The sequence below is a fragment of the Gluconobacter potus genome, assembly GCF_015244705.1.
Lineage (GTDB): Bacteria > Pseudomonadota > Alphaproteobacteria > Acetobacterales > Acetobacteraceae > Gluconobacter > Gluconobacter potus.
Genome location: NZ_JABCQF010000012.1, coordinates 38,545 through 58,791, shown reverse-complemented (window position 1 = coordinate 58,791; position 20,247 = coordinate 38,545). Strand labels below are relative to the sequence as shown.

Here is a 20,247-nt window from a genome sequence, read left to right as displayed (position 1 = left end):
TGTCCACATTCCGAAAGCCCTGAAATCCTTAACAAAATCCACTTATCCCCATGACCCATTCCGATTTAGAAATAATAAAAAGACAAAAAAAGCGCCTTTTGGGCGCTTTTTTCTAACCGAAACCGGTTCTGACGGGGATCAGTCAGCCGAGACAGCTTTCCCGTCGATCGTGAGATCCTTGTCATTGGCCGAAACCTTGACCGTTTCCCCATCATGGATGCTGCCTTCAAGCAGCAGGCTCGCAAGCGGGTTCTGCAGACTGCGCTGGATGACCCTCTTGAGCGGACGTGCGCCATAGACAGGATCGTATCCTGCTGCGGCCAGCCACTCGGTTCCCTTCTCGTCCAGTTCCAGGTCGATCTTGCGATCTTCCAGCAGCTTCTGCAGACGACTGATCTGGATCTTGACGATCCGGTCCATGTCCTTGCGCTGCAGACGGGAGAACAGGATGATCTCGTCCAGACGGTTCAGGAATTCCGGCCGGAAGTGATTGCGCACCACCTGCATGACTTGCGGACGGACCTCATCCACGGATTCACCATCCGGCAGATTGGCCAGAACGTCAGACCCGAGATTACTGGTCAGCACGATGATCGTGTTGCGGAAGTCCACCACACGTCCCTGCCCGTCCGTCAGACGTCCATCATCGAGAACCTGAAGCAGGATGTTGAAGATGTCCTCATGGGCCTTCTCCACCTCATCGAACAGGATCACCTGATAGGGACGACGACGAACGGCCTCGGTCAGCACGCCACCTTCATCGTAACCGACATAGCCCGGAGGGGCGCCGATCAGACGGGAGACCGCGTGCTTCTCCATGAATTCACTCATGTCGATCCGCAGCAGGGCCTTCTCGTCATCGAACAGGAACTGCGCCAGAGCCTTGGTCAGCTCGGTCTTGCCAACGCCCGTCGGGCCGAGGAACAGGAACGAGCCGATCGGACGGTTGGGATCCTGAAGACCGGCCCGTGCCCGGCGAACAGCATTCGACACGGCAACCAGCGCCTGCTCCTGCCCGACCACACGCTCACGCAGCGTGTCTTCCATCCGGATCAGCTTGGCGCGCTCGCCTTCGAGCATCCGGTCCACCGGAACACCGGTCCAGCGGGAGACGACCGAAGCTACACCCTGATCCGTCACGGTATCGGCGAACAGGCCGCTCTTGGATGAGGCGTCCTCTTCCTCCTGAGCCTTGGCGATCTGGGCCTCAAGGTTCGGGATCAGGCCGTACATCAGCTCCGACGCCTTGCCGAGATCACCCTGACGCTGCGCGACTTCCACATCGGAACGTGCCGTGTCGAGCTGTTCCTTCAGCTTCTGGATCGCGTTCACCCGATCCTTTTCGGCATGCCATTCAGCACCCATCGCATCGGACTGCTCTTCAAGATCGGCCAGTTCCGCCTCAAGCGCGACCAGACGGTCCTTCGAGGCTGTGTCGTCCTCCTTGCGGATGGCTTCACGCTCGATCTTGAGCTGGATGATGCGGCGGTCGAGTTCGTCCAGCGCTTCCGGCTTGCTGTCGATCTGCATCCGCAGACGGCTGGCAGCCTCGTCGATCAGATCGATCGCCTTGTCCGGCAGGAAGCGGTCCGTGATGTAGCGGTTGGAAAGCGTCGCGGCCGCAACGATGGCGTTGTCCGTGATACGGACACCATGATGCAGCTCGTACTTTTCCTTGATGCCACGCAGGATCGAGATCGTATCGGCCACGGACGGCTCACCCACGAAAACCGGCTGGAAACGACGGGCCAGAGCCGCGTCCTTCTCAATATACTTGCGGTATTCGTCAAGCGTCGTCGCGCCCACGCAATGCAGCGTGCCACGAGCCAGTTCCGGCTTGATGAGGTTGGACGCATCCATCGCCCCATCGGACCGACCGGCACCGACAAGCGTGTGCATTTCGTCGATGAAAAGGATGATCTCGCCTTCAGCGGTCTCAATTTCCTTGAGAACAGCCTTCAGACGCTCCTCGAACTCACCACGATATTTCGCACCGGCGATCAGCGCACCCATGTCGAGCGACAGCAGCTTCTTGTTGCGCAGAGCCTCAGGCACGTCACCATTGACGATCCGCTGTGCAAGCCCTTCGACAATGGCCGTCTTACCGACGCCCGGCTCACCGATCAGAACCGGATTGTTCTTGCTGCGGCGGGCCAGGACCTGAATGGTCCGGCGGATTTCCTCGTCGCGGCCGATAACCGGATCAAGCTTGCCAGCCTGCGCGACAGCGGTCACGTCCCGGGCATATTTCTTCAGAGCGTCAAAGGTGTTTTCCGCCGAAGCACTCGTGACAGTCCGTCCCTTGCGGATTTCCGCAACAGCGCGTTCCAGAGCTGGCGCCCCGGCCTTGCCATCAACGAGCGCCTTGCCTGCAGGCGTATGGCTGGCAGCAATCGCCACGAGCAGACGATCCTGCGCGACATGACTGTCACCCGCGACCTTTGCAGCGGATTCAGCAGCATCGAGCAGACGCGCCAGATCCGGCGTCATCTGCGGCTGACCGGCACCCGCGCCCTGAACTTTTGGCAGTTTTGCAAGGGCTGCGTCATTGGCAGTCTGAACGACCTTCGGATCGCCGCCTGCGGCACGGATCAGGCCGGAAGCCGCGCCCTGTTCATCATCCAGCAGGGCCTTGAGCAGATGCTCCGGCGTCAACTGCTGGTTGTAGTCCCGAAGCGCAATGGTCTGTGCGGCCTGAAGAAAGCCCTGGCTGCGTTCGGTGAAATTCTGAATGTCCATTCTCTTAAATTCCTCTCATGCCCCGTTACGGCGGCATTGATGTGCTTGGCCGCCCCCGGAGGCAGCGGCCTGTGATTAATATTTAGGCAGTCATTTTTTCGTTTCAAGGGCCTCCCGATGACGTTTTGCCGGTCCCTGCAAAACAAGATCCGCCTTTGAGAGACGGTCAAAGGCATTCCGGTTCTGGTGCCAGTACGGGTAGATGAGATCCGGAGCACTGACATCGTCAAGTCGCCGAACCTGTTCCTGCGTCAGACGGAGCGACGCGGCCGCCAGATTGTCCAGAAGCTGGCTTTCCTTGCGTGCGCCCAGAACCAGCGACGTGATCGCCGGCTTGTGCAGCGTCCAGGCCAGCGCCACACGGGCGGCGGAAACGCTGTGCTCTTCGGCGATCTGCACCAGAACCTCGATCGTATCATAGAGCTTCTTCAAATCCCGGACTTCCGGCTCCGGCCAGCCGGAAATTCGGCGGGAATCTTCCGGCGCCGTCTTGCCGCGCCGGTATTTGCCCGTCAGCAGACCACAGGCGAGCGGACTCCAGACCTGCACCCCCAGCCCCTGATCGACGGCGAGTGGCAGAAGCTCGTATTCGGCATCCCGGGCTTCCAGCGAGTAATAGAGCTGCTGGCTGACCGGCGCGATCAGACGGTCCCGCTCGGCGGCGCCCAGAAGCTTCATGGCCTGCCAGCCCGCAAAATTGGAAATCCCGGCATAACGGATCTTGCCCTGATCGCGCAGGGTCTGGAGCGCCTCAAGCGTCTCCTCGACCGGCGTCAGACCATCCCATTCATGCAGATAATAGAGATCGATGTGATCGCGCCCCAGCCGACGCAGACTGTCATCGCAGGCATTGAGGATATGGTGACGCGAGAGACCCTGTTCGTTCGGCCCTTTTCCCGTTGGAAAACGCACCTTGCTGGTCACGAGCAGTTCGCGGCTCCGCCCCTGAAGGACGCGGCCGAGAATTTCCTCGGCTTCACCGCCGGAATAGGCATCGGCCGTATCGAACATGTTCACGCCATGCTCGACGCAGATGTCCACCATGCGGGTCGCTTCGGCGATATCCACCTTGCCAGTAGCGGCAAAATTGCCCTGTCCGCCGAACGTCACCGATCCGAAATTGAGTGCTGAAATCTTGAGGCCCGAGCGACCAAGCTGACGATACTGCATATCCATCAGGCTCCTTCTTGCTGAGACATACCACGATACACAACACACGAACCCGGGATCGGTCCCGGTAAAATCGCCCCCGCTCCCATAAACGTGAGAAGGGAGCGTTCCTCTCTTTTGGAAACCCTGTTCACAAACGACGGCCCGGTCCATGATCGACGTCAAAATCCTGTCCGTCGTCATGCTTACGGAGATGCAATGCTGTTACTTTCCCTGCGCCTTCCTTTGCGCCGAACTCTTCTGGCCTGTGCCATCCTGTCGCCGCTACTGTCAGCCGGCACCCTTCAGGCCGCAGAGCCCCCCGCCTGCATGGTCGATCTCGCAAAAACCCGGAATGGCGCACTGGGTCTGCCCAATCACGCCGAAGTCACGCCGGATGGGCATTCCGTCCTGTTCCTGCGCTCGGGGCCGTTCGACACGCATCTGCATCTTTACCGCTACGACCTGCCCGACCATTCGCTGCATGAACTGGCTGCCCCCGCCTCGGGCCCGGAGCATCTGTCGGTCGAGGAAAAGGCCCGGCGCGAACGGGCGCGCCAGATCATGTCGGGCATCACCGACTATCAGATGAGCGAGGACGGCGGCACGGTTCTGGCGTCCCAGGGCGGGCAGCTTGAACGCATCGCCACCGATGACGGCCGGGTCACGCCGATTGAAGGTCAGTGGATCGCTCCTCGCCTTTCCCCGGACGGGCTGACCCTTGCCGCAGTGCGGGACAATGACCTGTACAGCGTCGATCTCGTCAGCGGGCACGAAACACGTCTGACGACCGGCGGCAGCGACACCCTGACGCATGGTCTGGCCGAATTTGCCGCAGCCGAGGAACTGGAGCGCGCGGATGGCGCCTGGTGGTCTCCTGACAGCAAAACCATCCTGTTCGAAGAAGCCGATAACAGCGACGTCGAAAAGCACTACATCACCAACCCCGAAGCCCCGCAGGCCGAACCCGTCGCCTTCCGCTACCCCCGCGCGGGCACGAACAACGCCAAAACGCGCTTTGGCCTCGTGGACGCAAAAGGTGGCCCGGTCCGCTGGATTTCCTGGGATCAGGAGGCATGGCCCTATCTCGGTCGCGTAGTCTGGCGGAAGAATGGCCCCCTCGCCGTCGTGCTGCTCAACCGTGCCCAGACGCAGGAACAGCTTCTCACGATCGACCCCGCAACCAGTGCCACCCATCTTCTGCTCGCCCAGTCCGACCCCGCCTGGATCGAACTGGACCCGCGCGCGGCCTCCGGCGGCCACAGCCTCCCCGTCTTTCTGGCCAATAACGCCGGTTTCCTCTGGGCCGCGGACCGGGGCAAGGACTGGCAGCTTGAACTCCATACACCTGATGGAAAGCTCCAGCGCGTCCTGACACCCCCCGGACTGTCCTATGTCGCCTTCGACGATTACGACGCCGAACACAACACGATCACCGTGACGGTCCGGAGCAACCGATTGGACAACGAGGTCGTGCATATCGACCTTGCAACCGGTGCCGTAACGCCATTCGTGACAGAGCGCGGTCTTCATAATGTGCATGTCACGAATGGCACGCACACGGCCATGGTGGACACATTCGCCAGCGCGGCCGGGAAACGCCAGACACTGGTCCGGAATGAGAACGGCCATGTCATCGCGACACTGCCCAGCGTGGCACAGCCGCCGAAACTGCCGGTTCATGTCGAGTTCACGACGGCCGGTCCGCGTGAATTTGATGCGGCCATCATCCGCCCGGAAAACTTCAGCGCCTCCAAACGCTATCCGGTTGTGCTGTCAGTCTATGCCGGTCCGGGCTCCAAGATGGTCCATGACACGCCGACCTCCTATCTCGATGACCAGTGCCTGGCCAATCAGGGCTATATCGTCGTCACGCTCGATGGGCGCGGAACGCCGGGACGTGATCATGATTTTGAGCGCGCCATCAAGGGCAACCTGATCGATCTGCCGCTTCAGGACCAGATCGACGGACTTCAGGCCCTCGGCAAACGCCATCATGAAATGGATCTCTCCCGCGTCGGCGTGCATGGCTGGTCCTTCGGCGGCTATTTCACCGCAATGGCGACCATCCGCCGCCCGGACGTGTTCAAGGTCGGTGTCGCGGGTGCGCCTCCCGTTGATTTCGCGGATTACGACACGGCCTATACCGAGCGTTATCTCGGCACGCCGCAGGATGATCCGGATGGCTACCGTAAAAGCAACGTCCTGACCTATGCCGACACACTGAAACAGCCTCTGCTGCTCATGCACGGCATTACGGATGACAATGTCTATTTCGAGAACACCATGAAGCTGACGCAGGCCCTGCTTCATGCCGGCAAGCCCTATGACCTGCTGCTGCTGCCGGGCACGCACATGCTGCCTGATCCGGTTATCCGCGCCCGGGTGGCCGAACGGCGCGCGCAGTTCCTGAGCGCAGTTCTCCAGCCCGGAAAATAACGTTCTGTCATGCAAACATGAAAAAGGGGGCCGGATCACACGATCCGGCCCCCCCTTGTTTTTGTAAAGCTTGCCTGAAATCAGACGGCGATATCGTCGAACAGACCCACGCCGGACCGTACGGCCATGGCCTGCCGGTAGGCTTCGACTTCGGCCGGATATACGACGCCCCGGATCAGCGACATGCTGTGCAGATGCGCATAAAGATGGATGTCATCCGTGGAGAGTTCGCCATTCACGGCCTCTGGCGAACGGATGAGCGGCGCCAGTTCCTTCAGCATCGCATTCAGCTGCGTGAGTTCGTCGGTCTTTTCTTCCAGAAGGGCACTGAAAGAACCCACAGACGGTTCCTTGCGCCGGATGAAGCCAGCACGCGCGGATGTCGTCGCGAATTCTGGCAGAGGAGCCGCCGCTGCGCGGGGCAGGAACAGACGATAGAGCGGTGTTCCCACCTTCTTCAGCCATGCCGCAATCTCGGGACGAGTCTCACCCGTCAGGACAGGGGTTCCGATCGCATCGATATGGGCGACGATATCCATGCTCTCGGGCATGAATGTCCCATTTTCCTCAAGGATGGGCACAACCTTGCGACCCACCATGCGGACCGGGCCGTCAACATCGTCATTGAGCAGGATGCGCTGCTCATACGGGAGGTTCTTCAGCCCGAAGATCATCCGTGCCTTCGTGCAGAACGGGCAGTGTTCATAGATGTAAAGGATATGGGGTGCGCTCATGCTGCCCTCCTGTGTCTGGTGGATCATTTCTGCGGAACAGGACGCCTTGTTCAGGCTTCCCCGATCGATGAAGAAAGAAGAAGCGGGTCGAAATCTATGGCCACGAGGGCCTGTCGCCATTTTTTCGCATGATCGGTTCCGAACACGATCTCGTCGGTCGCAGGCGCGATGAACCAGGAACTGTCGCGCAGGATTTCCTCTTCGAGCTGCCCCGGCGCCCAGGCGGCATGTCCGAGCGCCATCACGGCCTGTCTGGGGCCATGTCCAGCCGCGATCTCGCGCAGGATGTCCAGACTGGCGGTCAGGGTCGTATGACCGTCCACATCCAGACTGCCCTCTCCCGCCCAGTCCGCCGAGTGCAGGACAAACCCACGGGAATGCTCGACCGGACCGCCCATGCACACACCGATCCGGCGTTCGGGGGGGCTGGGCTCGATTCCCAGCTGGGCAAACAGATCATCCAGTCCCGGCTGGGACAGGCGCTTGTTGACGATCAGCCCCATCGCACCGTCCTGCTCGGAATGGGCACAGAGATAGATCACCGTCCGTTCAAAAAACGTCTCTGCCAGCGCAGGCGCGGCCACGAGCAGTTTTCCCGTAAGACCGAGTTCCATGAGAGCGGCGTCTGTCAGGTTGTCATTCCGTCCGTCGAGTGTTTTCTTCATGCCTGCCAACATGGGTGCATCCCTTCCTGTATTGCAAGCGTTTGCCTTCAGGAGTGTTAATGACATCCAATGTCACTGACCTGGGTACCCCGTGCCGCCCCTGCCGGGTGCGGACTGTCCGTCTGGAGATTGCCATGCCTCTCACCGTCCTCGTCACCGGCGCCACCGCAGGCTTCGGTCACGCCATAGCAACGCGCCTCGTCCGCGAAGGTCACCGCGTCATCGCGACCGGACGCCGCAAGGAACGTCTGGAAGCCCTCAAGGACGAACTGGGCGAGAGCGTCCTGCCCTATACGCTCGACATGACCGACCGTGAGGCCCTGCGCGCTTTGCCCGCTTCCCTGCCCGAGGAATGGCAGGATATCGACGTCCTCGTGAACAACGCCGGCCTCGCACTCGGCATGGAGCCGGCGCAGGACGCTGAGCCCGACAACTGGGAATCGATGATCGCAACAAACGTCTCGGGCGTCGTGGAACTGACCCGCGCACTTCTGCCGGGCATGGTCCAGCGCAATACGGGCTACATCATCGCACTGGGCAGCACGGCCGGGACCTATCCTTATACGGGCGGCAACGTCTATGGCGCGACCAAGGCCTTCGTGCACCAGTTCACCCAGAACCTGCGCACCGATCTGCTCGGCACCCGTATCCGCGTGACGAACATCGAACCCGGCCTGTGTGGCGGCAGCGAGTTCAGCAATGTGCGTCTGGGTGACGATGCCAAGGCGGCCGCCGTCTACAAGGACACGACGCCATTGACGCCCGAGGACATCGCTGGGACCGTCTCCTGGCTCATCGGGTTGCCGTGGCATGTGAACGTCAATTATCTGGAGATGATGCCGGTCTGTCAGGCATCGGGGGGGCTTGCGGTGAACCGTCATGTCGGCTGAAACCGGACTTCCTTCCCAACTTCGCATCACGGACGGAAAGAAATTCCGTCTGTCCTCCATCGCGACGAACGACAAGCTCGGCCGCCAGAAGAACTCGTCCCGCACCCGCATCCGCGACTGCGTGGACCGGATGTCCATCCTGCAGCAGCGACTGGCGGCTTACGCCACCCATGGCATTCTGGTCGTGCTTCAGGGCATGGACACCGCCGGCAAGGATGGCGCGATCCGCCATGCTTTTTCCGGCCTGAATCCGCAGGGTGTGCATGTCACGTCCTTCAAGGCTCCCGTCGGCATCGCCACGCGCCATGACGATCTGTGGCGCATCCATCTCACCGTACCGTCGCGCGGCGAAATCGGCATTTTCAACCGCAGCCATTATGAAGATGTCCTGGTGGAGCGCGTTCATCCGGACATGGTGCGCGCCCGTGGCCTCGACCCTAATCTTCCGGATTTCTGGGATCACCGTCTCGGCGATCTGCGCAATTTCGAGAGCTATCTGCGGCGACAGAACATCATCGTCCTCAAGCTGTTCCTGCATATCTCGCCGGAAGAACAGCGCCTGCGGTTACTCAAACGGCTGGACCACCCGGAAAAACGCTGGAAATTCAGCCCGTCGGATCTGAAGGAACGCGAATTCTGGCCGCATTATACCGCAGCGTACGAAGAGGCGATCCGCGCGACGGCGACACCCGACGCCCCCTGGATCGTGATTCCGGCAGACCATAAATGGCTCGCCCGCGTGCTCGTAGCGGAAGCCCTGCTGGACACACTTGAAAGCCTGCACCTCAAGGAGCCGGAACAGAAAATGTCCGATGCGCTCAAGGAGGCCCAGCAGATCCTGCTTAAAGGGGCGGCCAAGACCGTCTGATCCTGATCATGCCGCTTCTTTCCCGTCTCAGGCGCCTTTTTTCTCCGTCAGCCGGATCGTCCGGTCTGGCGGAAATCGCGCGCAGCGTGACAGTTCTCGAAGCCTGCCCGTCCCGGCGTGTTTCCCCACTTTGTGTGGCTGACCTGCCCCATCCGGAGCGTAATCCGTTCCGGAACTGGGAGAGCATGCCGGTCACGGTCCGGCAATATGCCCTGCGTAATGTCGTGCTGGACCAGCCGCTGATGACACTGCTGCATGCAGGCGTGCCAGTTCCTGAAACAGCGTATGTTCAGGACCCGGAAGCTGTGCGTAACCTGCGGCTGCGTCCTGAGGACGTCATCCGCTGCGCGCCCTTCAAGGGCATTACGGCGAGTTGTGTCGATCACTGGGCCTCGAACTTCTATCACTGGGTCGCCCATACGATCCCAACCCTGCATGTCCTGTCCCAGGCTGGCAGACCGGTCCGTCTTGTCCTGCCCGAACATATACATCCCTGGCAGGTCGAGACGCTGGAGCTTTTCGGTCTGACCTCCGACGCTCATATCCGTCTGCAACAGGGCCGGCAGTACGCTTTCAAAGCCCTCGATTACATTACTTTCGTCAATGGCAGCACCGATTTCGCCGTCTCCGACCTCTCCCGCGCTGCCTATGCGCGGCTGCGTGAAGCTGCAGGCGCCGCGACGAAACCTGCCGGACGACGACTCTATATCGAGCGCGGGAGCTCGGCCAACCGACACGTCCCAAACGAAGCCGAACTGGCGGATGGCCTGGAAAAACTCGGCTTCGAGCGCATACACCCCGAAACACTGTCGCTATCCGAACAGATCCGCCTGTTCAGCGACGCCGCGATGGTCATGGGGATGCTGGGGGCTGGCATGGCCAATATCGCCTGGTGCCAGCCGGGGACGCTCGTTTACGAACTCGTTCCGTCCCATCATATCAACCCCTGCTTCGCCGCCATGGCGACTCAGGGCGGCCTGACATACTGGGCGGATGTTTTCGAAACAGGAGCGGCACAGGAAAATCATACTGACAATGCCGCCATCCCGCTCCCGGTCAAAGATATCCTCGACCGCGTCCGGGAGTTGGTAGCTCTCCTGCCCGACGTCTGAAACAACAAACCCCGCCGGAGACCTGCTCCGGCGGGGTTCTGCTTTTCAAATTCTGAAAAGATGGATCAGGAACGGCGCTTGCGGCTCGAACCGTCACCGCGCGGACCATCACCGGCTGCGGGCTTCGGACGACCATAACCCGAACCGCCGCGGCCCTTGTAACCGCCGCCGGCACCACCGCGCGGACCACCCTTGAAGCCGCCGCCGCCCGGACGGCCACCGCCACCAAAGCGCTTACCTTCACCCGGGTTGCGACCACGAGGACCCATACCGCCAGCAGGGGCTTCGGACGGCTCGATTGTCACTTCGTCAGCTTCGGCGCCAGCGAGGCAGGACTTGAAGCGGGCCACGCTCTCATCCGCGATCTGGAAATAGGTCTGCTCCTGATCGATGCGGATGCTGCCGATCTCGCGCTTCTGCACGCCACCCAGACGGCAGATCAGCGGGATCAGCCATTTCGGATCGGCGCGTTCGGTGCGACCGACGCTCATCTTGAACCACTCGCCCGCCATGACGTGCTCTTCACGCGGCGCACGCTCGGGGCGCTCACCACGCTCCGTGCGGCGCGGAACCTCGACGGACATTGGACGGATCTGCTCGACCTTCGGCAGGCGCGCGCGGTACAGACCCACCAGCGCAGCGGCAAGCTTCGTGGCGTCATACGTTTCGACCAGCTGGTTGACCAGCTCGTCGGACATGTCATCCACGGCGTTCGTCAGGATCGGATCGTGCATCAGGCGCGTCTTGTCCTGCTCGGCAATGGCGTCGGCCGTGGGAACGGCTTCCCATTCAGCCTGGATCTTCGCCATCTGAAGCAGACGCTCGGCCCGGCGACGCTGATTCAGCGGAACCATCAGAACGCTGGTACCCTTGCGGCCCGCACGGCCCGTACGGCCCGAACGGTGCAGCAGGGTCTCGGCAGCCGTCGGAATGCTGGCATGAATCACGAGGTTCAGGGCCGGCACGTCAATGCCGCGGGCCGCAACGTCCGTTGCAACGCAGACGCGGGCCTGACCGGAGCGCAGGCTCTCGATCGCACGGCTACGCTCGTTCTGGCCCATCTCGCCGGAGATAGCGACAGACGCAAAACCACGCTCAAGCAGCGTCGCCTGAACCTGATTGACCATCATGCGGGTGTTACAGAACACCATCGCCGTCGGGCTCTCGTAGAAACGAAGCACATTGACGAGCGAACGCTCGATTTCCTGCGGCTGCGTGATGACGCAGCGATAGGTGATATCGGAATGCTGCTTGGCACCCGACACCGTGTCGATACGCTCGGCATTCTTCTGGTAGCGGCGCGCCAGAGACGCGATCTCGCGGGCGATCGTCGCGGAGAACAGCAGCGTGCGACGCTCGGTCGGGGCGGCATCGAGCAGCTTTTCGAGCTCGTCGCGGAAGCCCATGTCCAGCATTTCGTCGGCTTCATCGAGGATGACGCAACGCAGGGCGGACAGGTCGAGGGAGCCGCGTGACAGATGGTCGCACAGACGCCCCGGCGTGCCGACAACGATATGGACGCCGCGATTGAGTTCGCGGGCTTCACTGCGGGCATCGGTGCCGCCAATGCAGCTCGCGATGCGGGCGCCGGTTTCGGCATAGAGCCATTTGAGTTCGGACTGGACCTGAAGCGCCAGCTCACGCGTCGGCGCAATCACAAGCGCCATAGGCTGAGGGGACGGCGGAAGGCGATCGGCATCTCCGAGCAGGGTCGGAGCGATGGCCAGGCCGAAGGCGACGGTCTTGCCCGACCCCGTCTGCGCGGAAACCAGCAGGTCGCGCTCGTCCAGCCCCGGCTGCAGAACTGCTTCCTGAACAGGAGTCAGCTGTTCGTAGCCACGTGCCTCAAGGGCGCGCTTAAGGGCAGGATGGGTATCGGGAAAAGGCATATTTTATGAACACTCGGCAAACGTCACGCCGACGACAGGATGCGGCGGCTGGAATGCCGCTGCATAAAGACTTCCAGCCGAAAATGCCAGAAAGAACGTATGGAAGGCTTTTTCTTGTTCTTCCCGCTCCGTCCGGCACCCGCAACGCAGTCCCTGCCCTGTTCAATTCCTCGGCTTGCGCCCGATCACCGCGTGCACCGTATCGCGCCATGCCGTGAGGTCCTCAGGCGGCACGACCTCGCCCGTGTCCAGCTCGGCCAGCCCGGCGCGGGACATCAGCACACTGGCCAGACGCACCCGGTCCGCAGGCTCAAGCGCCTGCCAGATCGCCACGGCCTTCACCGCGTGGAACTGGTCGGAAAACGTCAGGATTAGTGGTGCGCCGGGCTTGAGGACACGCACGACTTCCGTCAGCACGGCCAGCGGCTGCGTCAGATAGGCCAGCCCGTCGCACAGCGTCACGGCATCGAAGCTGTCATCCTCGAAAGGCAGCGTCGTGACTTCGTTGAGATCCTGAACCACACGCTCGCCCAGAACGGGATTGGAATCCAGAGCGCCTTTGGAGATCCCGAGCCCGACCACGCGCTGAAATGTCGCTTCCTCGGGATAATGGCTGAGCGCGCCCGCCATCAGATCCAGCACCGCTCCACCAACCGGCAGGGCCGTCTGATACAGCGCTGTCACGGCTGTCCGCGCGCCCATATCCATCAGCGAATCCGGCACGCGCTGGGCATAGAAAATCGTGTCGGGCTCGCTGTTGGCGCGCGTGAACGCCGCTGCGTGCATTCCTTCAAGCTGTTCCGGGCCGCTCATGTCCACTCCTTCTGATCCAGCAGCCGAAATGAGGGCATGTTCCCCGTGCGTCAACCCGCGGGATGCTTTATGAGAGGCGCCATCATGACCATCTCCTTCACGAAAATGCACGGTCTGGGCAACGATTTCGTCGTGATCGACGGCCGCCAGAACGATCTCGCCCTCGATATCGCGACGATCCGCCATCTGTGTGACCGGCGCTTCGGAATCGGCTGTGACCAGCTTGTCCTGCTGACACCGCCGACACTGGCAGGAGCGGACGTGCATGTCCGTTTCTTCAATCCGGACGGTTCGGAAGCCGGAGCCTGCGGTAATGCATCGCGCTGCGTGGCAAAGTTCGTCGGCGGCACTCCGACGCTCCAGACAGCCGCCGGCCTTCTCCCCACGACACAGGATGGCGATCGCTTTACGGTCGATATGGGCATGCCCCGGCTGGACTGGCAGGACGTGCCGCTGTCCCAGGCCTGTGACACGCTGCACCTGCCATTGCATGACGCGGCCGCCTGCTCGATGGGAAATCCGCACGCCACGCTGTTCGGGGACGCCGCTCGCGCGGAAGAACTGGGACCGGGCCTTGAACGGGATCCCCTCTTCCCAAAACGGGCCAATATCGGTTTCGCGCAGATCCTATCCCCGACACACATGCGCCTGCGGGTCTGGGAACGCGGCGCTGGCCTGACGCTCGCCTGTGGGTCTGGAGCCTGTGCTGCGGTCGTAAACGCTGTTCGTCGCGGCCTTACCGAACGGACCTGCACGGTCACGATGGATGGCGGAGACCTGCGCATCACATGGCGTGAAGACGGACATGTTCTCATGACAGGTCCCGCCGTCACGGTCTTCCACGGGACAACCGCGTGAGCGCCTCTGTTCTGACATTCGGCTGCCGGCTCAACACCCATGAGAGTGACGGCATGGCCCATCACGCGCGTGGTCAGGACGACACGATCATCGTCAATACCTGCGCCGTGACAACCACAGCCGAACGACAGGCCCGGCAGGCCATCCGCCGCGCGCATCGTGAGAATCCAGGCGCAAAGATCGTCGTAACGGGCTGTGCCTCCGATATCGCACCAAACCGCTGGGCCGAACTGCCCGGCGTTGTTCGCGTGGTGCCCAACGAAGACAAGCTCAAGCCAGCCATCTGGGGTGACGCCAGCGCGGGTCTGCCGCCATCCCGTCACGCGCGCGCCCTCCTTCAGGTCCAGCAGGGCTGCGATCACCGCTGCACCTTCTGCATCATCCCGTATGGCCGCGGAGACTCCCGCTCCACTCCCGTTGAAGACGCCATCGCGCGCGCCGAAGCGCTTGTCGAAGCCGGGCATCAGGAAATCGTTCTGACCGGCGTGGACATCGCTTCATGGCAGGGGGTCGAGGGCAAGGGACTGGGCGCGTTATGTCGCGAACTGCTGCGCCGCGTGGAAGGCGTGCGGCGACTGCGCCTGTCTTCCATTGATCCTGTTCTTCTCGATGCAACAACGGGAGACGCGGATTTATGGTGGCTTCTGGAGAACGAGCCCCGCCTGATGCCGCATCTGCACCTGTCCCTTCAGGCTGGCTCGGATCTCATTCTCAAGCGCATGAAGCGTCGTCACGATACGGCCGGGGTCGCGGCAACGCTGCGCCGCGTCCGGTCCATACGCCCGGAGACAGGCATCGGTGCCGATCTGATTGCAGGCTTCCCGACGGAAACGGATGCCCTGTTCGAAGAGACCCGCGCTTTTATCGAAGAGCAGCAGATCCCCTTCCTGCATGTCTTCCCTTACAGCGAACGCCCCGGAACGCCCGCCGCGCGCATGCCAGCCGTTCCCAATGCCGAACGTCAGAAACGCGCGGCCTGTCTGCGCGACATTGGCGAAGCAAACCGTGACCGTTTCCTGCAGCGCCTCATCGGCACCGAGTTCGATATTCTGGCCGAGACGCCGGATCGCGGCCATTCGCCGGAGTTTGCCGCCATACGTCTGACCGGAACCGCTCCTGCGCCAGTCCGAGGCAGTTTCGTACCCGTTCGCGCCACGGGACTGGAAAACGGGACACTTCTGGCTGAAATCCGCAGCTGAAACGCGTTCAGATCTTCCTATGCCCTTGACGTTCGGCCCGACCTGTCCGAACTCCCATGCATGGCTGGATTTTTCTCACGACTCAAACAGGGTCTTTCGCGGTCGAGCTCGCGTCTCGGCGCCGTCTTCACGCATCGCAAGCTGGATGAAACAGCTCTTGAAGAGCTCGAGGACGAGCTGATTGCAGCTGACCTCGGGCCGGCCGTGGCCGAGCGCGTCATCGAGAACTTCCGCAGCACGCGCTTTGGCAAGGACGTCACCAGCGACGAAATCCGCGAGACCCTCGCAACCGAGATTGCCCGCGTCCTTGAACCCGTTGCCATTCCCTTCGAGCCTGACCCGAAGAAGAAACCCCATGTCGTGCTCGTGGTTGGCGTGAATGGTGTCGGCAAGACCACAACGATCGGCAAAATGGCCCGTCACTATACGGAAGAAGGCAAGTCCGTGATGCTGGTGGCTGGTGACACCTTCCGTGCCGCTGCCGTCGAGCAGCTTGAAGTCTGGGGCAAGCGCGCCAACGTGCCCGTCATCGCCGGCAAGCACGGCGCCGATGCCGCGGGGCTGGCCTATGATGGCCTCAAACGTGCCACCGAAGCCGGAACCGACCTCCTCCTGATCGACACCGCCGGACGCCTGCACAACAAGGGCGCGCTGATGGAGGAGCTGGCCAAGATCATCCGTGTCATGCGGAAGTTCGATGAAACAGCGCCCCATTCCGTCCTGCTGGTTCTGGATGCAACGACCGGACAGAACGCCATCGAACAGGTGCGGGTCTTCCGTGAGCTGGTGAATGTCACCGGATTGATCGTGACCAAACTGGATGGCTCCGCTCGCGGCGGCATCGTTGTGGCGCTGGCAGAGCAGTTCAAACTGCCGGTTCACATGGTCGGTGTCGGAGAACAGGCCGAGGATCTGCGTCCTTTCTCGGCTCAGGAATATGCAAAAGGTCTGGTCGGTGGCTCCAACGATCTGGCATCCAGACTGATGGAAACCTCAACCGACGAAACGCCTTCCGCGTAAGGCGCCAAATCCTGCGGCCTGCAGATCAGGTCGCAGGCGCATCCTCGTCCGAAGACATCCATTCTTCCTGAAGATACGCGATGCGTTTTTCAATGGACTTGCGCTCGCGTCGCGCGATTTCCGCGTTCCAAAGCCGGCCGCTGATGGCCGATGCTTCCGCCACGAGCCAGGCTGCCCCAGCCGCGAGCCAGTCCAGCGCCAGCGTCACGGGCTGCGTGATCTGCGCGATACACGTCTCCCAGTCTCCGTTTGCGGCCCAGGCCTCGTGCAGAGGATGCACCATGGCAGCGCCGACATAGAACATCACGATCATGATCCGCTGACCGTCAGCATTGGGGTCAACGAGCTTCAGGGCAACCAGCGGAAGCAGCAGAACGCCTGCAACCAGCAGGCTTCCGGGAACATAGGAGAGCAGCAGCCCGATGATGATCCCGTGCCACCACCGGAATCCCGGGGCCCGGAGCGATCCCGGGTCTGCCTGTCTAACGGACGCCATGGGTCTTCCTCACTGACAGAACTCCAGCCAGATACTCACCATTGCCACAGCGATGCCCGTCAGAAGTGAAAAGAATTCTCCCGAATTGCGTGCTTCACGATCATTGGCCGCCCTGCGCTCGGGCGCTTCATCAAGAACACGCATCAGATTGCTGATTTCCGCCTCGGCTTCCTGCGCCTGGCGCTGATCCAGCCGCAGACCCGTCGGATCATTGACGATCGCCAGGAACGTACCGAGATTTCCGTCTTCCGCTGCCTTGCCAAGGCGCACACGCCGTCGGGCACGCGATGTCTTGCTCCGCCACTGACGCAGTTCCGTTTCCAGAAGCGGCAAGGCCCGCTGCGCCAGAAAACTGAGCGGCGTCCTGTCGAATTTCCTCTGTACGGCCGCAAGCACGGTCAGATCGGCGAGCCAGCCCGGCAATCCTGCTTTCTGAGACTGGGAGAGCGGAATGATCCCCTGACGCGCGCAGTTCGCTTCAAGAAAGGAACGCATCTGATCATCCAGAAAGCCGCTCCGTCCCAGAGCCTCGTCCGGCAGATCCTCAACTCCCACATGCCGGTTCAGCCATTGCAACAGCCCTTCCGGCAGGGAAGTCCGGGCCTCCAGACATCTCTTTGAAAGGCAGGGCAGGAATCTGTTCAGCTCATAGGGGAAACGTCTGACCAGTTCCGCCCCTCTGGTTCCGATGCGTCTCGCCGTTACGGACAGGGCGGTAATCTGCTGCCTCTGCCGCTGAGGCAGATGGGCGGACATGAAGGCATCGGGATTGGCCGCCATGAAACTCAGGATATTCCGGACCGTCCGCTCTTCATCCGGAGTGGAAGGTTGAACTGTTGCCTGTACCACCATCTGGGGAAGCGCCTCGGGCCAGAACCAGGTGCCACCCCAGAACATGGGCGCGGCAGGATCGAGGACGGAAATCGCATGCGTGATGACCATCGTGGCTGGATCAACCGCCTTGCTGCCACCGGCCGGAAGAAATGAGGCACTCGCCTGTTCGATCAGCCCCGCCATGACGGAGAGTTCAAGCTCGCGACCCAGCCAGTTGCTGACGACTTTCCTCTGCAGCAGTGCGGAAAATTCCGCAGGATGCCGCCCCGCATACCAGGCAAGGGCCTGCGGCGTGTAGACAGCATTTCCGCCGATCATGAGCGGAATGCGCGCGAACATAACCGGCCGGACCGTAAAGACCTTACTGGGCGCGATCGTCACGAGGTCCCGCGGCGAAGGACGGCTGACAGGATCATCGGAGAGCATCGCCGTCAGAAGCGAGCGGAGCCCGACCGGCACGTTATGGCCATCCATGTAGGCGGCGGGTGTGCCGATTTCGAAACGCCGCTTGAGAATATCCGTATCGGAGAGGCCTTCAAGAGGGAGCTTTCCGATAGCGAGCGCAAGAATGACGACCCCCAGCGAAAAAACATCGCAGTCCGTCGTCCCCTCGCCGCGGGCGGAGGGGCGGCAGACCGCTGAAGACAGGGGTTCGAAAAGAACGGGCTGTTTTTCAGCCGGTGCGGACACTCCCAGAGGCCCAAGCACGACCTTGTGCAGCCCCTGCCCGACGAACAGGTTGTCAGGACGGATGCTGCGGCATGTCAGCTTTTCAGCCTCCAGCCGCTGAAGGAGCGACGCCATCGGACGGATGACGCCGTCGATCAGCTGGCTCTCGGTCCACAGCCCCAGCCCTTCCGCAAGCGAAGGACCGGGGGGATGGGGACAGAGCAGCCATAAGGCGCCCTGGGAGTATTCGTGGGTCTGGATGGGAATCACGCTTTCATGACGAAAAAACATGATTTCCGTAAGCCGGGGCGAAGGTGAGAAGGGAGCCAGAGCCAGATAGGACGCCCCGGATGCCGTCACGTCCTGGGCACTATAGGTCGCACAGCCGCCGAGATCGGGCTGTTTGCGGTCCAGGCTGATCAGATACCGCTCGGCGATGAGCAGTTCCTGGCTGTTATCTGCCTGTGTGTCGGCCATTGAAGTCCCGTTGTTTCCCTGTCCGGTCTTTTGTGCCGGACAGGGATTGAGACTTCGTTAATGCAGGGCCGATTCCGGGATTGGGGAATCAGTCCTCGAACGGATCACGCATCAGGATGGTGTCGTCACGCTCCGGGCTGGTGGAGAGCAGCGTCACCGGGGCTTCGATCAGTTCCTCGATGCGACGGACATACTTGATGGCCTGCGCGGGAAGCTCGGCCCAGGAGCGTGCGCCTGCGGTCGTTTCCTTCCAGCCCGGCATCGTCTCGTAAACCGGCTTCACGCGGGCCTGTGCGCCCGGAGCGGACGGGAAGGTCTCAATCTTCTGGCCGTCCAGCTCATAGCCGACGCAGATCGAGATCTCGTCAAGACCATCCAGAACGTCCAGCTTCGTCAGGGCGATGCCGCTGACACCACCAACGCGAACGGCGCGACGGATCAGAACCGCATCGAACCAGCCGCAGCGACGGGGACGGCCGGTCACGGTGCCGAACTCATGGCCGCGCTCACCGAGGGTGCGGCCAGTCTGATCGTGCAGTTCGGTCGGGAACGGCCCCTCACCCACGCGGGTCGTGTAGGCCTTGGCAATTCCGAGCACGAAACCGACGGAAGACGGGCTGACACCACTGCCCGATGCCGCCACGGCTGCAACCGTGTTGGAGCTCGTGACGAACGGATAGGTGCCGTGATCGACATCCAGCATGACAGCCTGCGCACCTTCGAACAGGATGCGGCGACCGGCACGACGCGCTTCGTCCAGACGATCCCAGACCTGACAGGAGAACGGCAGCAGACGCGGCGTGATCTCGGCCAAGAAGTCCTTGAGCTGCTCCTTGGTGAACGTCTCGGCACCCAGACCGGCAAGCAGCGTGTTGTGATGCAGGAGCAGTTCGTCCAGCTTCCAGTCCAGCGTCTCGGGCTCGGCCAGATCGCAGATACGGATGGCGCGACGGGCCACCTTGTCTTCATAGGCCGGACCGATGCCACGACCGGTCGTGCCGATCTTGTGGTCGCCACGGGCGGCTTCACGGGCACGGTCGAGCGCACCATGTACCGGCAGGATCAGCGGCGCGTTCTCGGCGATCCACAGCGTCTCGGGCGTGACAACCAGACCCTGCGCCGTCACGCGGTCAATCTCGGTCATCAGGGCCTTCGGGTCCACGACAACGCCATTACCGATCACGCCGATCTTGCCACGAACCAGACCGGACGGCAGCAGGGACAGCTTGTAGACCTGATCGCCCACGACCAGCGTGTGACCGGCGTTGTGACCACCCTGAAAGCGGACAACGATATCGGCGCGGCTGGCGAGCCAGTCGACGATCTTGCCTTTACCCTCGTCCCCCCACTGGGTTCCGATCACGGTGACGTTGGACATGAGCTGACTTCCTAGAAC

General features: G+C 61.8%; 16 protein-coding genes. 7 read left to right on the top strand and 9 right to left on the bottom strand.

The features are described from left to right. Positions 1–138 precede the first annotated feature (138 nt). Positions 139–2,739 (bottom strand): ATP-dependent chaperone ClpB, encoded by a 2,601-nt coding sequence (gene clpB, locus HKD31_RS13445; protein ID WP_194265516.1) that lies wholly within the window; start codon positions 2,737–2,739, stop codon positions 139–141. Between the two features lie 90 nt (positions 2,740–2,829). Further along, a complete protein-coding gene (locus HKD31_RS13440) occupies positions 2,830–3,909 on the bottom strand; it encodes an aldo/keto reductase (protein ID WP_194265518.1) in 1,080 nt (359 codons plus the stop codon). A gap of 198 nt (positions 3,910–4,107) precedes the next feature. Between HKD31_RS13440 and HKD31_RS13435 the strand changes: the two genes are divergently transcribed. After that, positions 4,108–6,327: a S9 family peptidase gene (locus tag HKD31_RS13435; RefSeq protein ID WP_194265515.1), complete on the top strand. Its 2,220-nt coding sequence runs from the start codon at positions 4,108–4,110 to the stop codon at positions 6,325–6,327. Positions 6,328–6,407: 80 nt separating this feature from the next. Here HKD31_RS13435 and grxB read toward each other — a convergent pair whose 3' ends face one another. Together grxB and HKD31_RS13425 are read right to left on the bottom strand one after the other, a co-directional pair. Beyond that, positions 6,408–7,061, bottom strand: a complete 654-nt coding sequence (gene grxB, locus HKD31_RS13430) for a glutaredoxin 2 (RefSeq protein WP_062493745.1) — start codon at positions 7,059–7,061, stop codon at positions 6,408–6,410. A 50-nt stretch (positions 7,062–7,111) separates the two neighbouring features. Beyond that, positions 7,112–7,726, bottom strand: coding sequence for a YqgE/AlgH family protein (locus HKD31_RS13425; RefSeq protein WP_194265514.1), 615 nt, complete (start codon positions 7,724–7,726; stop codon positions 7,112–7,114). 134 nt (positions 7,727–7,860) lie between these two features. On the opposite strand from HKD31_RS13425, the gene HKD31_RS13420 reads away from it, so the two are divergent. From HKD31_RS13420 to HKD31_RS13410, 3 genes are read left to right on the top strand one after another with little or no spacing between them, the layout of a single operon-like run. Beyond that, positions 7,861–8,616 carry an SDR family NAD(P)-dependent oxidoreductase gene (locus HKD31_RS13420; protein WP_194265513.1) on the top strand — a complete coding sequence of 252 codons (756 nt, stop codon included), beginning with the start codon at positions 7,861–7,863 and terminating at the stop codon, positions 8,614–8,616. Next, entirely contained in the window at positions 8,606–9,484 is an 879-nt protein-coding gene (locus HKD31_RS13415) for a polyphosphate kinase 2 family protein (RefSeq protein WP_194265512.1), read from the top strand. The genes HKD31_RS13420 and HKD31_RS13415 overlap by 11 nt, the downstream gene beginning before the upstream one ends. Positions 9,485–9,492: 8 nt before the next feature. Further along, a complete protein-coding gene (locus HKD31_RS13410; RefSeq protein WP_194265511.1) occupies positions 9,493–10,596 on the top strand; it encodes a glycosyltransferase family 61 protein in 1,104 nt (367 codons plus the stop codon). A 65-nt stretch (positions 10,597–10,661) separates the two neighbouring features. Here the strand turns inward: HKD31_RS13410 and HKD31_RS13405 are convergent, their stop codons facing one another. Then, positions 10,662–12,485 (bottom strand): DEAD/DEAH box helicase, encoded by a 1,824-nt coding sequence (locus HKD31_RS13405; RefSeq protein ID WP_194265510.1) that lies wholly within the window; start codon positions 12,483–12,485, stop codon positions 10,662–10,664. A gap of 162 nt (positions 12,486–12,647) precedes the next feature. Then, positions 12,648–13,298, bottom strand: a complete 651-nt coding sequence (locus HKD31_RS13400; RefSeq protein ID WP_194265509.1) for a class I SAM-dependent methyltransferase — start codon at positions 13,296–13,298, stop codon at positions 12,648–12,650. Positions 13,299–13,382: 84 nt separating this feature from the next. Between HKD31_RS13400 and dapF the strand changes: the two genes are divergently transcribed. Genes dapF through ftsY form a run of 3 tightly spaced genes read left to right on the top strand, consistent with a single transcriptional unit; the run spans position 13,383 to position 16,375 of the window. Next, positions 13,383–14,156 carry a diaminopimelate epimerase gene (gene dapF / locus HKD31_RS13395; RefSeq protein ID WP_194265508.1) on the top strand — a complete coding sequence of 258 codons (774 nt, stop codon included), beginning with the start codon at positions 13,383–13,385 and terminating at the stop codon, positions 14,154–14,156. After that, entirely contained in the window at positions 14,153–15,355 is a 1,203-nt protein-coding gene (locus tag HKD31_RS13390) for a MiaB/RimO family radical SAM methylthiotransferase (protein WP_194265507.1), read from the top strand. Before dapF ends, HKD31_RS13390 begins: the two co-directional genes overlap by 4 nt. Before the next feature lie 60 nt (positions 15,356–15,415). Then, the gene (ftsY, locus tag HKD31_RS13385; protein ID WP_011252987.1) at positions 15,416–16,375 is read left to right on the top strand and encodes a signal recognition particle-docking protein FtsY; all 960 of its coding nucleotides are present in this window, start codon (positions 15,416–15,418) and stop codon (positions 16,373–16,375) included. Between the two features lie 25 nt (positions 16,376–16,400). On the opposite strand, the gene HKD31_RS13380 is transcribed toward ftsY, so the two are convergent. The 3 genes from HKD31_RS13380 to HKD31_RS13370 all read right to left on the bottom strand — a co-directional run bounded on the left by HKD31_RS13380 (position 16,401) and on the right by HKD31_RS13370 (position 20,229). Then, a complete protein-coding gene (locus HKD31_RS13380) occupies positions 16,401–16,871 on the bottom strand; it encodes a hypothetical protein (RefSeq protein ID WP_062269348.1) in 471 nt (156 codons plus the stop codon). Between the two features lie 9 nt (positions 16,872–16,880). After that, entirely contained in the window at positions 16,881–18,851 is a 1,971-nt protein-coding gene (locus HKD31_RS13375; protein WP_194265506.1) for a serine/threonine-protein kinase, read from the bottom strand. An 88-nt stretch (positions 18,852–18,939) separates the two neighbouring features. Further along, entirely contained in the window at positions 18,940–20,229 is a 1,290-nt protein-coding gene (locus HKD31_RS13370) for an adenylosuccinate synthase (protein WP_062454983.1), read from the bottom strand. Between the last annotated feature and the right edge of the window lie 18 nt (positions 20,230–20,247).

Bases quoted from the DNA above. Each gene is read 5' to 3' on its own strand.
- clpB (WP_194265516.1), bottom strand. From the start codon at position 2,739: ATGGACATTCAGAATTTCACCGAACGCAGCCAGGGCTTTCTTCAGGCC.
- HKD31_RS13440 (WP_194265518.1), bottom strand. From the start codon at position 3,909: ATGCAGTATCGTCAGCTTGGTCGCTCGGGCCTCAAGATTTCAGCACTC.
- HKD31_RS13435 (WP_194265515.1), top strand. From the start codon at position 4,108: ATGCTGTTACTTTCCCTGCGCCTTCCTTTGCGCCGAACTCTTCTGGCC.
- grxB (WP_062493745.1), bottom strand. From the start codon at position 7,061: ATGAGCGCACCCCATATCCTTTACATCTATGAACACTGCCCGTTCTGC.
- HKD31_RS13425 (WP_194265514.1), bottom strand. From the start codon at position 7,726: ATGAAGAAAACACTCGACGGACGGAATGACAACCTGACAGACGCCGCT.
- HKD31_RS13420 (WP_194265513.1), top strand. From the start codon at position 7,861: ATGCCTCTCACCGTCCTCGTCACCGGCGCCACCGCAGGCTTCGGTCAC.
- HKD31_RS13415 (WP_194265512.1), top strand. From the start codon at position 8,606: ATGTCGGCTGAAACCGGACTTCCTTCCCAACTTCGCATCACGGACGGA.
- HKD31_RS13410 (WP_194265511.1), top strand. From the start codon at position 9,493: ATGCCGCTTCTTTCCCGTCTCAGGCGCCTTTTTTCTCCGTCAGCCGGA.
- HKD31_RS13405 (WP_194265510.1), bottom strand. From the start codon at position 12,485: ATGCCTTTTCCCGATACCCATCCTGCCCTTAAGCGCGCCCTTGAGGCA.
- HKD31_RS13400 (WP_194265509.1), bottom strand. From the start codon at position 13,298: ATGAGCGGCCCGGAACAGCTTGAAGGAATGCACGCAGCGGCGTTCACG.
- dapF (WP_194265508.1), top strand. From the start codon at position 13,383: ATGACCATCTCCTTCACGAAAATGCACGGTCTGGGCAACGATTTCGTC.
- ftsY (WP_011252987.1), top strand. From the start codon at position 15,416: ATGGCTGGATTTTTCTCACGACTCAAACAGGGTCTTTCGCGGTCGAGC.
- HKD31_RS13380 (WP_062269348.1), bottom strand. From the start codon at position 16,871: ATGGCGTCCGTTAGACAGGCAGACCCGGGATCGCTCCGGGCCCCGGGA.
- HKD31_RS13375 (WP_194265506.1), bottom strand. From the start codon at position 18,851: ATGGCCGACACACAGGCAGATAACAGCCAGGAACTGCTCATCGCCGAG.
- HKD31_RS13370 (WP_062454983.1), bottom strand. From the start codon at position 20,229: ATGTCCAACGTCACCGTGATCGGAACCCAGTGGGGGGACGAGGGTAAA.